10 protein-coding genes are annotated in these 13,933 nt (G+C 72.3%); 6 read left to right on the forward strand and 4 right to left on the reverse strand.

Going from position 1 to position 13,933, the window contains the following annotated elements; genetic code table 11:
* Positions 1-18: 18 nt before the first annotated feature.
* Positions 19-687, reverse strand: coding sequence for a TrkA family potassium uptake protein (locus AB0O28_RS10505; RefSeq protein WP_363638535.1), 669 nt, complete (start codon positions 685-687; stop codon positions 19-21).
* Positions 687-1,355 (reverse strand): TrkA family potassium uptake protein, encoded by a 669-nt coding sequence (locus AB0O28_RS10510; RefSeq protein WP_363638537.1) that lies wholly within the window; start codon positions 1,353-1,355, stop codon positions 687-689. Before AB0O28_RS10510 ends, AB0O28_RS10505 begins: the two co-directional genes overlap by 1 nt.
* A 106-nt stretch (positions 1,356-1,461) precedes the next feature.
* Between AB0O28_RS10510 and AB0O28_RS10515 the strand changes: the two genes are divergently transcribed.
* Positions 1,462-3,501, forward strand: a complete 2,040-nt coding sequence (locus AB0O28_RS10515; RefSeq protein ID WP_363638539.1) for an APC family permease — start codon at positions 1,462-1,464, stop codon at positions 3,499-3,501.
* Complete coding sequence (locus AB0O28_RS10520; protein ID WP_363638542.1) at positions 3,498-4,766, forward strand: class I SAM-dependent RNA methyltransferase; 1,269 nt, start codon at positions 3,498-3,500, stop codon at positions 4,764-4,766. The genes AB0O28_RS10515 and AB0O28_RS10520 overlap by 4 nt, the downstream gene beginning before the upstream one ends.
* A 294-nt stretch (positions 4,767-5,060) precedes the next feature.
* On the opposite strand, the gene AB0O28_RS10525 is transcribed toward AB0O28_RS10520, so the two are convergent.
* Positions 5,061-6,281 carry a hypothetical protein gene (locus tag AB0O28_RS10525; RefSeq protein ID WP_363638544.1) on the reverse strand — a complete coding sequence of 407 codons (1,221 nt, stop codon included), beginning with the start codon at positions 6,279-6,281 and terminating at the stop codon, positions 5,061-5,063.
* Between the two features lie 92 nt (positions 6,282-6,373).
* Here AB0O28_RS10525 and AB0O28_RS10530 point away from each other — a divergent pair, with 92 nt between their 5' ends.
* The 3 genes from AB0O28_RS10530 to AB0O28_RS10540 are packed head-to-tail and all read left to right on the forward strand — an operon-like array spanning position 6,374 to position 11,439.
* Positions 6,374-7,291, forward strand: coding sequence for an LLM class F420-dependent oxidoreductase (locus tag AB0O28_RS10530; RefSeq protein ID WP_363638546.1), 918 nt, complete (start codon positions 6,374-6,376; stop codon positions 7,289-7,291).
* A gap of 45 nt (positions 7,292-7,336) precedes the next feature.
* Entirely contained in the window at positions 7,337-8,956 is a 1,620-nt protein-coding gene (locus tag AB0O28_RS10535; protein ID WP_363638549.1) for a 3' terminal RNA ribose 2'-O-methyltransferase Hen1, read from the forward strand.
* Positions 8,953-11,439, forward strand: a complete 2,487-nt coding sequence (locus tag AB0O28_RS10540) for a polynucleotide kinase-phosphatase (protein WP_363638552.1) — start codon at positions 8,953-8,955, stop codon at positions 11,437-11,439. The genes AB0O28_RS10535 and AB0O28_RS10540 overlap by 4 nt, the downstream gene beginning before the upstream one ends.
* Positions 11,440-11,542: 103 nt before the next feature.
* On the opposite strand, the gene AB0O28_RS10545 is transcribed toward AB0O28_RS10540, so the two are convergent.
* A complete protein-coding gene (locus AB0O28_RS10545; protein ID WP_363638554.1) occupies positions 11,543-13,138 on the reverse strand; it encodes an MDR family MFS transporter in 1,596 nt (531 codons plus the stop codon).
* Between the two features lie 106 nt (positions 13,139-13,244).
* On the opposite strand from AB0O28_RS10545, the gene AB0O28_RS10550 reads away from it, so the two are divergent.
* A complete protein-coding gene (locus AB0O28_RS10550) occupies positions 13,245-13,853 on the forward strand; it encodes a TetR/AcrR family transcriptional regulator (RefSeq protein ID WP_363638556.1) in 609 nt (202 codons plus the stop codon).
* Positions 13,854-13,933: the final 80 nt, after the last annotated feature.

Here is a 13,933-nt window from a genome sequence, read left to right on the forward strand (position 1 = left end):
GCCTGAGTCGTGTACGGGTCAGGGGCGCCCGTGGGCCGACAGCAGTTCGGTGAGCTCGTGCTCGACCTCCTGGCTGGCCACGAACAGCAACTCGTCGCCGGCCTCCAGCGGGTCGTCGGCCGAGGGCACCAGCACCCGGCCCTCGCGCAGGATCGCCACGAGGGCGGAGTCCACCGGCCACGGCACCGAGCCCGCCCGCTGGCCCACCACCGGGGCGTCCTCGGCCAGCGTGAGCTCCACCAGGTTGGCCTGGCCCTGCCGGAAGGTCATCAGGCGCACCAGGTCGCCGACGCTGACCGCCTCCTCGACCAGGGCCGACAGCAGACGCGGGGTGGAGACGGCGACGTCCACGCCCCACGACTCGTTGAACAGCCACTCGTTCTTGGGGTGGTTGACGCGGGCGACCACCCGCGGCACGCCGTACTCCGTCTTGGCGAGGAGTGAGACCACGAGGTTGACCTTGTCGTCGCCGGAGGCGGCGATCACGACCTGGCAGCCGTTCAGCCCGGCCTCGTCCAGCGAGGAGATCTCGCAGGCGTCGGCCAGCAGCCACTCGGCCCGCGGCACGCTGTCGATCTTGATGGCGCTCGGGTCGATGTCGATGAGCAGGACCTCGTGGCCGTTCTCCAGGAGCTCCGCCGCGATGGAGCGGCCGACGGCTCCGGCGCCGGCGATGGTGACGCGCATCAGTGCTCCTCATCGGACGGCGGGGCGGACAGCACCTTGTTGATGCGGTCCATGTCGTTCTCGGCGGCCACCAGGTGGAGCAGGTCGCCCTCCTGGATCACGGTCGTGTCCTTCGGCACGAGCGCCTCGCCCATGCGGTTGACGAACGCCACGCGCGCGCCGGTGACCGCCTCGATCGCCCTGGCCCGGGTGCCGATCCAGCCCTGGTGGAAGGCCGTCTCGGAGAGGACGACCGTACCGGTCGGGTCCCGCCAGAGGGGTTCGGCGCCCTCGGGCAGCACCCGGCGCAGGATCTGGTCGGCGGTCCAGCGGACCGTCGCCACGGTGGGGATGCCGAGCCGCTGGTAGACCTCGGCCCTGCGGGGGTCGTAGATGCGGGCGACCACGTTGTCCACGCCGAACATCTCGCGCGCGACGCGCGCGGAGATGATGTTGGAGTTGTCTCCGCTGCTCACGGCGACGAAGGCGGCGGCCGAGGCGATGCCGGCCTCTTCGAGGACGTCGCGGTCGAAGCCGATCCCCGTGACCCTGCGGCCCCGGAAGCCGGCCCGCAGCCGCCGGAAGGCCTGCGGGTCGCGGTCGATCACGGCGACCGAGTGGCCGTTGTCCTCAAGGATGTGCGCCAGGGTCGAGCCGACCCGGCCGCATCCCATGATCACAATATGCATGCTCCCCCGCCGTGGGTTGTGGCGGTCTCCTATTGCAGACAGTATGTCGCCCTGATGGCAGACCGCATGACCCGGGCACGGCGCCGGGGGGCTAGGCTCAACAGACGTGTCCAAGGTGCCAGATCTTGTCAAGCGGCTCCTCGTGGGGCGGGCTCTGCGAAGCACCGCGCTCCACCATCAGCTGCTGCCCAAGCGTGTGGCACTGCCGGTATTCGCCAGTGACGCGCTGTCCTCGGTGGCCTACGCGCCGCAGGAGATCCTGGTCATCCTGTCGATCGGCGGGGTCGGCCTCTACAGCGTCAGCCCGTGGGTCGCGGCGGGCGTCGTCCTCGTCATGCTCACAGTGGTCGCCTCCTACCGGCAGAACGTGCACGCCTATCCCAGCGGCGGCGGCGACTACGAGGTGGCCACGACGAACCTGGGACCGACGGCGGGCCTGACCGTCGCGAGCGCCCTTCTCGTCGACTACGTGCTGACCGTGGCGGTGTCGGTCGCCAACGGCGCCGACTACGTGGGCGCGACTATTCCCTTCGTCGCCGAACACCGCCCCCTGGTGGCGATAGCCATCGTCGCGCTCTTGACGATCATGAATTTGCGCGGCCTGAGGGAATCGGGTGTCGCGTTCGCCGTTCCCACCTACGCCTTCATGATCGCGGTCATCGGCATGGTCGTGTGGGGCCTGTTCCGGCTGGTCGTGCTCGGCAACGACCTGCGCGCGCCCACCGCCGACTACCGGATCATCGGGGAGCAGGCCAACCTCGCCGGATTCGCGATGGCGTTCCTGGTGCTGCGCGCCTTCTCCTCCGGCTGTGCGGCGCTCACCGGTGTCGAGGCGATCAGCAACGGCGTGCCGGCCTTCCGCAAGCCCAAGAGCAAGAACGCCGCGACGACGCTGCTGATGATGGGCCTCATCGCGGTCACGATGTTCAGCGGGATCATCTTCCTCGGCCTCAAGGCAGGCGTGAAGCTGACCGACCCGGCGTTCATGGCCACGCACGTCATCATCGACGGGCACCCCGCCGGGCCCGGCTACTACCAGCAGCCGATCATCGCGCAGGTGGCCTCGGCCGTCTTCGGGCACGGCTCGTTCCTGTTCGTCGTGATCGCCGCGGTGACCGCCCTCATCCTGTTCCTGGCGGCCAACACCGCGTTCAACGGCTTCCCGGTGCTCGGGTCGATCCTCGCCCAGGACCGCTACCTGCCGCGCCAGTTGCACACCCGGGGTGACCGCCTCGCCTTCAGCAACGGCATCATCATTCTCGCGGCCGGGGCCTGCCTGCTGATCTGGGCGTTCGACGCGGACGTGAGCAAGCTGCTCAACCTCTACATCGTCGGGGTGTTCGTCTCGTTCACCCTCAGCCAGATCGGCATGGTCCGGCACTGGACCCGTCACCTGAGGACCGAGACCGACGCGAGGGCGCGCTTCCACATGATGCGCTCGCGGCTGATCAACGGCTTCGGCGCGGTGATGACGGGGCTCGTGCTCGTCGTCGTCCTGGCGACCAAGTTCATGCACGGCGCGTACATCGTCTGCATCGCGATGCCGGTGCTCTTCCTGATGATGAAGGGCATCAGGCGGCACTACGACCGGGTCGCCGAGGAGCTCGCCGCGCCCGAGGGGCACGAGGTCGACGAGTCGCTGCTGCCCGCGCGCAACCACGCGATCGTGCTCGTCTCGAAGATCCACAAGCCCACGCTCCGTGCGCTCGCGTACGCCAGGGCGACCCGCCCGTCGAGCCTGGAGGCCGTGACCGTCAGCGTGGACGCCGACGAGGCGAACAGGCTCAGAGAGGAGTGGGACCGGCGTGACATCGAGGTGCCGCTGAAGATCCTCGACTCGCCTTACCGGGAGATCACGGGCCCGATTCTCGACTACGTCAAGTCGCTGCGGCGGCGCTCGCCGCGCGACGTCGTGACCGTCTACATCCCGGAGTACGTGGTCGGCCGGTGGTGGGAGCACCTCCTGCACAACCAGAGCGCGTTGCGGCTCAAGGGACGGCTGCTGTTCAAGCCCGGGGTCATGGTCACGAGCGTGCCCTTCCAGCTCGCCTCCTCCGACCGGCTCAGGGGCCGCAGGGAGCCGTCCGCTCCCGGCGCCTCCCGCCGCTCCTACCAGCCCCCGAAGGACACACAGGTCAAGACATGACCGAAACGAAAGAGGCCGCTATGGGTGGCGAACGGCTCGAACTGACGGTGGACGCCGTCGCCAACGGCGGCTGGTGCGTGGCCAGGCACGAGGGCCGGGTGGTGTTCGTCCGGCACACCCTGCCCGGCGAGCGGGTCGTGGCCGAGGTCACCGAGGAGACCACGCGGTTCCTGCGGGCCGACGCGGTCGAGATCCTCGAGCCCTCACCCGACCGCGTCACGCCGCCCTGCCCGTTCGCCCGGCCCGGCCACTGCGGCGGCTGCGACTGGCAGCACGCCTCGCTCGAGGCGCAGCGCCGGCTCAAGGCCGATGTGGTCGCCGAACAGTTCCGCCGCCTGGCGGGCCTCGATCTCAAGGTCGTGGTCGAGGAGGTGCCGGGGGCGGAGGACGGCCTCGGGTGGCGTACCCGTGTGCGCTTCGCCGTGGACCGGGACGGCACGGCCGGGCTGCGCAGGCACCGGTCGCACGAGATCGAGCACGTCACCGAGTGCCTCATCGCGCACCCCGCCGTGGAGGAGATCGGCGCGGAACGCCTCGCCTGGCCTGGGGCCGCCGCGGTCGAGGTGGTGGCGGCCTCCGGCGGCGACCGCGCCGTGATCGTCGAACCGCTCCCGAACCGCCGCGCGGCCATCCCGGACGTGGACGCCGCGATCCTGCTCGACCAGGGCAGACGGGGCACGCGTGCGCTGCACGGCCGGGCCTCGCTGACCGAGCGGGTGGGCGAGCGGGACTTCCGCGTCACCGCGAGCGGGTTCTGGCAGGTCCATCCGGGGGCGGCGGACACGCTGCTCGGCGCGGTGCTCGACTTCGGCCGCCCCGAGCCGGGGGAGTGGGCGCTCGACCTGTACTGCGGCGCGGGCCTTTTCGCCGCCGGGCTCGCCGAGGCCGTCGGCCCGGAGGGCGCCGTGCTCGGCATCGAATCCGAACCGCAGGCCGCGCAGGACGCCCGGTTCAACCTGCGCGACCTGCCGCAGGCGCGGATCGAGCGGGGCAGGGTCGAGGAGGCGCTCGACCGGCTGCGGATCGAACGGGCCGACCTGGTGGTGGCCGACCCGCCCCGTGCGGGCCTCGGCCGTCCGGTGGTCGAGCGCGTCGCCGGTCTGGAGGCCTCGCGCGTGGTGTACGTCTCGTGCGACCCGGCCACCCTGGCCAGGGACGTCGCATGGTTCGGCCGGCACGGCTACCGGCTGGAGGACCTGCGGGCCTTCGACCAGTATCCGATGACCCACCACGTGGAGTGCGTGGCGCTGCTCGTCAGGGACTGAGCCCGGCCCGCCTCACGGGTGGGGATGGGACATCCCCGCGACCAGGAGGTCCGCCGGCCTCCGGACCGCCACGGCCGCGTTCACGGGAACCGGCGTGCAGGGAGGCGATGGCCATCAGGCCGATCCTCACGTCCTCGGCCGACAGCTCGGGACGGACACCGCCCGAGCTCCGGGCGCGCTCGACGAGTCGCCCGAGCCCGCGGGCCTGTGCGCGGCGCTGCCCGGCGAACGCGGTGCCGGCGGGGTGGGAGCCGAGCAGCGCTTCGTTGGGACGGGGAAGGCGGCGGGCGGCGGTCAGGGGACGGGGTGGCCGCCCGGCATGAGTCGCGACCGCGTGGCCGGTGCGGCCGGTGACGCCGCCCCCGTGAGGATCCGCAGCACCTGCTCGGAGGGACGGGCACCCCGCACGGACAGCCAGGCCAGGCCGTTGCGGGCCCGGAAGGCCGCCAGCCGTGCCGCCTCGCCCGGCCCCAGGTCACGGGAGCCCGTGAGGACGGGCGCCAGCCCCATCCGCCGCCACACCGCGTCCGGCGAGACACCCAACGCCACCGCGATCTGCGGGCGCGCCGCCCGGGCCGCTACGGCCAGGTCGTGCAGCGCGGAGGGGGCGGACCCCATCGGCACGAGCAGGCCGACCGACTCGATCTCCACACCCGCCTCCCGGGTGATCCGCAACGCCTCCCGGCCGGCGGGCCTCAGGCCGTCCCGGGAGGCGGGAAGCGTGAACGTCACGCGCAGTGCACCGGCCCCGCCGGTCGATCCCGCCCGGGTCCACGCCTCGCGTTGCAGGCGGGCGAGTACGGCGGCGCGGCGGCGGGCGGCCGTCTCTCCGGCCGGATCTGTCCCTTCGGCCTGCCCGGTTTCCCCCGCCTGGCCTGTTTCTCCCGCTTGGCCGGTCTCTCCGGTTTGGCCCGCCGCGGGCTCCGCGGGCTCGATGTCGACGCCGGGAGGGTCCATCACGGCGACGACCCGCCGGTAGGCCGCGAGCAGCCGGGCGGGGTTCTCGCAGGTGGCCGACAGCTCCCGCCCGTAGGGCCCGCCGAACGCCGGCCACACCTCGCCGCCGTCGGCCCGCAGCCGCCCGATTCGCGCGGCGACCGCGTCGCCGCCGTGGGGACGCACCCCCGCCCAGTGGGGAGTGCAGCCGTCCGGCCCGGCGACGACGTGACCGATCGCGAACGAGCGCACGCCCGCGGCCGTCAGTTCGGGACGCGGCTCGCCGGCGGCGTCGAGGAAGCCCCGGTAACCGGCCGCGGGCGCGTCGGCGGAGGGAGCGGCGGGCGGGGCCGGGGCGGCGACCGTCTGACGTGCGGCGACCAGCGTCTCCGGCGTCGCGGAGGCCGGGGTCCGGTGACCGGCGGGCGTGGCGCCGGGAGCGACGTGCCAGCCCTCGGGCGGGGCGGCGGGCAGCGCCCACAACGCCGCGCCGGTACCGGCGACGAGCGCGGCCGACGCCAGGAGGACGAGGGAACGCGGGAGGCGGCCCGCTTCGCGGGAATGACGTGCCGAGTCCACGCTCACCACCCTGAGTTGCGATGTGACCACGTTGCGCACAGGCGGCTCGCACTCTAGCAAGCCGGGCAGCCGGGGGAGGGGATAATGGATGGATGAAATTGAGGATCTTCACTGAACCCCAGCAGGGAGCGAGTTACGACGATCAGCTCAAGGTGGCGCAGGCCGCCGAGCGGCTCGGGTTCGACGCGTTCTTCCGGTCTGACCACTATCTGCGCATGGGTGACGGTGACCCCGCTCCGGGCCCGACCGACGCGTGGATCACTCTGGCCGGTCTCGCCCGGGAGACCTCGACCATCCGGCTGGGCACGCTGGTGAGCGCCGCGACGTTCCGCTTGCCCGGCCCGCTGGCGATCAGCGTCGCCCAGGTCGACCAGATGAGCGGCGGCCGTGTGGAGCTGGGTCTCGGCACCGGCTGGTTCGAGGAGGAGCACACGGCGTACGGGATCCCGTTCCCCTCGCTTGGCGAGCGGTTCGAGCGCCTGGAGGAGCAGCTCGAGATCGTGACCGGGCTGTGGGCGGCGGACAAGCCGTTCTCGTTCGAGGGCGCGCACTATCGGCTGGCCGGCTCCCCGGCGCTGCCGAAGCCGGCGCAGCGGCCCCGGCCGCCAGTCATCATCGGCGGCGGGGGCGCCAAGCGGACGCCGCGGCTGGTCGCGCGGTTCGCCGACGAGTACAACGTGCCGTTCCATCTCCCCGAGGACACCGCCGCGGCCTTCGACAGGGTCAGGCGGGCGTGCGACGCCGCGGGACGGGAGACCGTCCTGCTGTCGGCGGCGCAGGTCGTCTGCGCCGGGCGGGACGAGGCGGAGATCGCCCGGCGGGCCGCCAACATCGGCCGCAAGGTCGACGAGCTGCGCGTCAACGGGCTGGCGGGCACCCCGCAGGAGATCGTTGACAAGATCGGCCGATTCACGGAGATGGGCGCCGAGCGGCTCTACCTGCAGGTCCTCGACCTGCACGACCTGGAGCACCTGGAGCTGATCGCTTCCGAGGTGCTGCCGCACGTCTGATAATGCCATAGCCGGTCGAAGGGGGCATCCGGCACACTGTGCCGGGTGCTCCTCACGATCTCGACGACCCTGCGGCCCGCCACGGACCTCGGCTTCCTCCTGCACAAGCATCCCGACCGGGTGCAGGAGTTCGAGAAGTCGTTCGGCATCGCGCGGGTCTTCTATCCGGAGGCGGACGAGGACCGGTGCACCGCGGCGCTGCTGCTCGAGGTCGACCCCGTGCGGCTGGCCCGTTCCCGGGGCTCCTCCTCGCCCGACTTCTCCCTGGGGCAGTACGTCAACGACCGGCCGTACGCCGCGTCCTCACTGCTGGCGTCGGCGCTCGCGGACGTTTTCCGTACGGCGCGGACCGGGCGCTGCGCCTCCCGCCAGGACCTCGCGGACGGGCCGATCCCGCTGGAGATCGGCCTGCCCGCGCTGCCGTGCCGGGGCGGCGCCGATCTCGCGCACCGGCTGTTCGGGCCGCTGGGCTGGGAGGTCGACGCCGCGGCCGTGCCGCTCGACCCCGTCTTTCCGGAGTGGGGGGAGTCCCGCTACGTACGGCTCGCGCTGCGGGGGACCGTGCGCCTCGCCGACGCGCTCAACCATCTGTACGTCCTGCTCCCCGTGCTGGACGACGCCAAGCACTACTGGCTGGCGGGCGACGAGGTCGACAAGCTCGTCCGCGCGGGGGAGGGATGGCTGGCCGGTCATCCGGACAAGGGGCTGATCACCCGCCGCTACCTCGGCCGGCGGTGGGCGCTCACCCGCACCGCCTTCGCCCGTCTCGCCGAGCTCGGCGACGACGTGGAGGAGAGCCTGGACCCGCCGGTCGATGAGGAGCCGGGCGCCGAGGCCCCCGACTTCGCCGAGCCGGCCGCGGCAGCCGAGCCCGCCGAGCCCGCCGAGCCCACCGAGCACACCGAGCCCGGCGCCACCGAGTCCGCGCGCACGCGCGGTGTCTCCGGTCCCGCCGAGCCGGTGGACGCCGCCCCGCGTCCCGACGACGGGCGCGTCCCCGAGCCGGCCGGGACGGTGGGCGCGGAGGCCGGTGACGGGGCGGGCGAGACGCGGGTGCCGTTGAACACGCTGCGCCGGGAGGCCGTCGTGGCGGTGCTGGAGGAGATCGGCGCCCGCACCGTGCTCGACCTCGGCTGCGGGTCAGGGCAACTGCTGGGGGCGTTGCTGGACAGGCCGGTCTTCGCCAAGGTGACCGGCATGGACGTGTCGGCCCGCGCACTTGCGCTGGCCAAGCGCCGTCTGCGCGCCGAGCGGATGCCGGACGCCAAGCGGGCCAGGCTGGAGCTGTTCCAGGGCTCGCTGACCTACACCGACGCCCGCCTGGCCGGGCACGACGCCGCGGTGCTGATGGAGGTCGTCGAGCACGTGGACCCGCCGCGGCTGCCCGCGCTCGAACGCGTGGTCTTCGGCGCGGCGCGGCCCGCACACGTGATCGTGACCACGCCCAACGTGGAGCACAACGTCAGGTACGAGCTCGCCGCGGGGGCGCGCCGCCACCCCGACCACCGGTTCGAGTGGAGCAGGGCGGAGTTCGCCCGGTGGGTGGCGGGCGTCTGCGAGACGTACGGCTACGCGGCCGATCTGCGGCCGGTGGGCGTGGACGACCCCGAGACGGGCCCGCCCACCCAGATGGCGGTCTTCAGCAGGAAGGAGGAGCGGCCGTGACCGAGATCAGCGTGCCGGAGCTGTCGCTGGTGGTGCTCGTGGGCATCTCCGGGAGCGGCAAGTCGACGTTCGCGGCCCGGCATTTCGCGCCCACGCAGGTCGTCTCGTCCGACTTCTGCCGGGGCCTGGTGGCCGACGACGAGAACGACCAGACGGCGACGCCTGAGGCGTTCGACCTGCTCCACCACATCGTGGGCATCCGCCTGCGGCGGGGCCTGCTCACCGTCGTCGACGCGACCAACGTGCAGTGGGAGGCCCGCAAGAAGCTCATCGAGCTGGCCAGGGCGCACGACGTGCTCGCCGACGCGATCGTGCTGGACGTGCCCGAGGAGGTGGCACGCGCCCGGAACGCGGAGCGCCCCGACCGGGCCTTCGGCGCCCACGTGATCACCCGGCAGCGCAAGGAGCTGCGCCGGTCGCTCGCCAAGATCGCCAAGGACGGCTTCCGCCGGGTCCACGTCCTGCGCGGCGACGAGATCGACGACGTGGTCATCACGTACGAGAAGGCGTGGACCGACAGGACCCACCTCAACGGTCCTTTCGACATCATCGGCGACGTGCACGGTTGCCGGGCCGAGCTGGAGTCCCTGCTGGTGAAGCTCGGCTGGGAGGTCGGGCCGGACGGCGCCGTCCACCCCGAGGGGCGTACGGCGGTCTTCGTCGGCGACCTCGTCGACCGCGGCCCGGACACGCCGGGCGTGCTGCGGCTGGTCATGAGCATGGTCGAGGCGGGGACCGCGCTGTGCGTGGCAGGAAACCACGAGCAGAAGCTGGTGCGGGCCCTCGACGGCCGCAAGGTGCGGGTCGCCCACGGCCTTGAGCGGTCGCTGGAGCAGCTCGCCGCCGAGCCGGAGGAGTTCCGCGCGGCCGCCAGGACGTTCATGGACGGGCTCATCAGCCACTACCGCCTCGACGGGGGCCGGCTGGTGGTCGCGCACGCCGGCCTCAAGGAGGCCTACCACGGGCGGGCCTCCGGGCGGGTGCGGGCGTTCGCCCTGTACGGCGACACGACCGGGGAGACCGACGAGTACGGCCTGCCGGTGCGCTACCCCTGGGCGAACGACTACCGGGGGCGCGCCATGGTCGTCTACGGCCACACCCCGACGCCGGAGCCGGAATGGGTCAACAACACGATCTGCCTCGACACCGGCGTGGTCTTCGGCGGGCGGCTGACCGCCCTGCGCTACCCCGAGCGCGAGCTCGTCTCGGTCCCGGCCGAGCAGGTCTGGTACGAGCCGGTGCGGCCGCTGGCCGCCACCCGGGTGGAGCGCGACCCGGGCGTGCTGGACATCGGCGACGTGGACGGCACCCGCTTCGTGGAGACCCGGTTCGGCGGCCGGATCAAAATCGCGGAGGAGAACTCCCGCGCCGCACTGGAGATCATGAGCCGGTTCGCCGTGGACCCCCGCTGGCTGGTCTACCTTCCGCCGACGATGGCGCCGCCGGAGACCTCCGCGCTCGACGGCTACCTGGAGCACCCGGCCGAGGCGTTCGACGAGTTCGCCCGCGCGGGGGTGACGCGGGTGGTGTGCGAGGAGAAGCACATGGGCTCGCGGGCGATCGCCGTGCTGGCGCGGACGCCGGAGGCGGCGGCGCGCCGTTTCGGGATGAACGACGGCACGACGGGCAGCGTCTACACCCGCACCGGGCGGCCCTTCTTCGACGAGCGCCTGCCGGAGCTGGTGGACCGGCTGCGCGAGGCCGCCGCGCCGCTGTGGGAGACGCTGGAGACCGACTGGCTGGTGCTCGACTGCGAGCTGCTGCCGTGGTCGGCCAAGGCCGAGGGGCTGATCCGCGACCAGTACGCCTCGGTGGGGGCGGCCGCCGGGGCGGCGCTTCCCGAGGCGGTCGCGGCGCTGGAGATGGCGGCGGGACGTGGCCTGGACGTAGGCCCTCTGCTCGACCGCACCCGCCGCCGTGCCCGCAACGCTGCCCTCTTCCGCGACGCCTATGCCCGATACTGCTGGCCGATCTCGGGTCTCGACGGCGTACGGCTCGCGCCGTTCCAGATCCTCGCCTGCGAGGGCAGGGCGACGGCGGTGGAGGAGCCGCACGAGTGGCACCTGAAGACGCTCGCACTGTTGGACTCGCCGCTCGTCACGCCGACTCGCCATGTCTTCGTCTCCCTCGGCTCGCCGCAGGAGCGGGAGGCGGCGGTCGCGTGGTGGACGGCGCTGACCGAGGCGGGGGGCGAGGGCATGGTGGTCAAACCGGCCGCCCAGTCCGAAGGCCGGGTGCAACCGGGTGTGAAGGTGCGCGGCAGGGAGTATCTGCGGATCATCTACGGCCCCGACTACACCGAGTCGCTCGACGTGCTGCGGCGCAGGTTCACCGGAAGGAAGCGCTCGCTCGCGCTGCGGGAGCACGCGCTCGGCCTGGAGGCGCTCGCGCGCCTGGCGGAGGGCGAGCCGCTGTGGCGGATCCACGAGGCGGTCTTCGCCGTCCTCGCGCTGGAGTCCGAGCCGGTCGACCCCCGCCTGTGACGGGACGGCCCGTGTCCTTCGACCGTACGGCCCCCGGTACGGCCGCCCGCCGGTGAGGCGGGGGCCGTACCCGGGGGCCCGGGGTCGTGCCTGAAGACGCGGCTCAGCGGGACTCGGCGGCCGTGGGCGCGCCGGCTTCGGCGGCGGCCGGCCCAGTAGCCGGCTCGGGCAGGTCCACGCTGTCGCGCAGCCGCACCTGCGGGAGGAACAGCACGGCGAGGATGCCGACGACCGCGATGCAGGCCGAGATGAGGAAGATGTGGCCGGTGGCGTCGCCGTAGGCGGCGCGCACGATGGTGCGGATCGGCTCGGGCAGCGCTCCCATGTTGAGGCTGCCGCCGTCGCTCTGGGACGCGGGCACCCGGATGCCGGCCTTGGCCATGCCCGCGGTGATGTTCTCGGTGACCTGGCTGGCCAGCACCGCGCCCAGGACCGAGACGCCGATCGTGCCGCCCAGCGAGCGGAAGAAGGTGATCGCGCCGCTGGCCGCGCCCAGCTCGCGCAGCGGGACGGTGTTCTGCACGGCCAGCACGAGGTTCTGCATGGACATGCCGACGCCGGCGCCGACCACGAGCATGCCGCCGCCGACGAGGACCAGCGAGGTGTCGTGGTCCATGGTGGACAGGACGAGGAACCCGAGCGTGAGCACGATCGAGCCGACGAGGATGTACGGCTTGACCCGCCCGCTGCGGGACACCATCCGCCCCGAGACCGTGGACGAGACCAGGACGCCGAGCATCATCGGGATGGTGAGCAGGCCGGCCTCGGTGGGGCTGTAGCCGCGGCCGATCTGGAAGTACTGGCCGAGGAAGACCGCGCCGCCGAACATGGCCATGCCCACGGCCAGGCTGGCCAGGATGGCGAGGGCGGGAACGCGCCGCCGGATGACGTGCAGCGGGACGACCGGCTCGCGGACCACGGACTCCACCCAGACGGCGATGCCCAGCAGCACGACCGAGGCGCCGACCATGGCGAAGGTCTGCCAGGAGATCCAGTCGAAGGAGTTGCGGACGAAGGTGATCCAGACGAGCAGGACGCTCACGCCGGCGGCGATGAGGAGCGCGCCGGGGTAGTCGACCGAGGTGCCCGGCCGGCGGACCGAGGCGATGTCGAGCGTGCGGTGCAGGATGATCAACGCGAGTGCGGTGAACGGGATCGGCAGGAAGAAGCACCACCGCCAGCCCAGCCAGGACGTGTCGGTGATCAGGCCGCCCAGCAGCGGCCCGCCGACCGTGGCCACGGCCATGACCGCGCCCAGGTAGCCGTTGTACTTGCCCCGCTCCTTCGGGCTGATCATGGCGGCGATGACCACCTGCACCAGGATCTGCAGGGCGCCCATGCCCAGGCCCTGCACCGCGCGGAAGGCGATCAGCATCGGGGTGTTCTGGGCGAAGCCGCAGGCCAGCGAGGCGACGAGGAAGATGCCGATGGCGATCTCGAGCAGCAGCTTCTTGCTGAACAGGTCGGCCAGCTTGCCCCAGATGGGCGTCGAAGCCGTCGTGGTGAGCAGAGCCGCGGTGACCACCCAGGTGTACTGCGACTGGGTGCCGTTCAACGCGCCGATGATCTGCGGCAGCGCCACCGACACGATCGTGCTGCTGATCATCGCGAGGAACAGGACGAGGAGCAGGCCGCTCAGCGCTTCGAGTATCTGCCGGTGGCTCTTGGCCCCCGTCTCCGGCAGCGTGGGTGCGCTCACGCGCAGCCTCCAATGCGAGTTGGGAGGGGATTACCTCTCAACGATACATGCCCGATGGGCAACTTTGCTCAATGGGCAATAATTCAGCGGCTAAGCTGAGTCCACCATGGAACCGACGGCGGGGTTGCGCGAGCGTAAGAAGGCCGAGACGCGGCAGGCCATCCACAAGGCCACGCTGCGGCTCGCGGTGGAGCGCGGTCTCGATCACGTCACCGTCGACGACATCGTGGAGGCCGCCAACATCTCGCGCCGGACCTTCTCCAACTACTTCGCCAGCAAGGAGGACGCCCTCCTGTACGGCGAGGAGGAGCGCGTGCGGTCGCTGGTCCGGGCGGTCCGCGAACGGCCGGCGGGGGAGTCGGGCCGGCAGGCGCTGCGCGGAGCCGTGCGCGACACGCTGGAGGACATGGGCGAGCTCGACCGCGAGTGGGCGGTGCGCACCTCGCTCACCAAGCGCCATCCCTCCCTGCTCGCCCGGCAGCTCGCCAACCACGCCAGGCTGGAACGTGAGCTGGTCCAGGCGATCTCCGAACGCGACGGAGAACGCGACGGAGCGGGAGATCCCGCGGCCGACCTGAAGTCGCGGATCATGGCCGCGGCCTTCCTGGTGGCGTTGCGCATCGCCACCCACGTCTGGATCGAGGAGCAGGAGGCCCGCCCGCTCTCGCAGATCATCGAGCAGGCTCTCGACCAGATGGAACGGCCCTTCGGCTGAGTCTCCGGCCCTTCCGCCGGCCCCGTCTGGGCACCCGGTTCGCGCCTCCCAGCCTCGGCGGCAGGCTTCGGAGGCGGGGC

It is taken from the genome of Microbispora sp. NPDC088329 (genome assembly GCF_040685655.1).
Taxonomy (GTDB): Bacteria; Actinomycetota; Actinomycetes; order Streptosporangiales; family Streptosporangiaceae; genus Microbispora.

Coding starts and splice junctions, on each gene's coding strand:
- AB0O28_RS10505 (WP_363638535.1), bottom strand. CDS start 687: ATGCGCGTCACCATCGCCGGCGCCGGAGCCGTCGGCCGCTCCATCGCG.
- AB0O28_RS10510 (WP_363638537.1), bottom strand. CDS start 1,355: ATGCATATTGTGATCATGGGATGCGGCCGGGTCGGCTCGACCCTGGCG.
- AB0O28_RS10520 (WP_363638542.1), top strand. CDS start 3,498: ATGACCGAAACGAAAGAGGCCGCTATGGGTGGCGAACGGCTCGAACTG.
- AB0O28_RS10530 (WP_363638546.1), top strand. CDS start 6,374: ATGAAATTGAGGATCTTCACTGAACCCCAGCAGGGAGCGAGTTACGAC.
- AB0O28_RS10550 (WP_363638556.1), top strand. CDS start 13,245: ATGGAACCGACGGCGGGGTTGCGCGAGCGTAAGAAGGCCGAGACGCGG.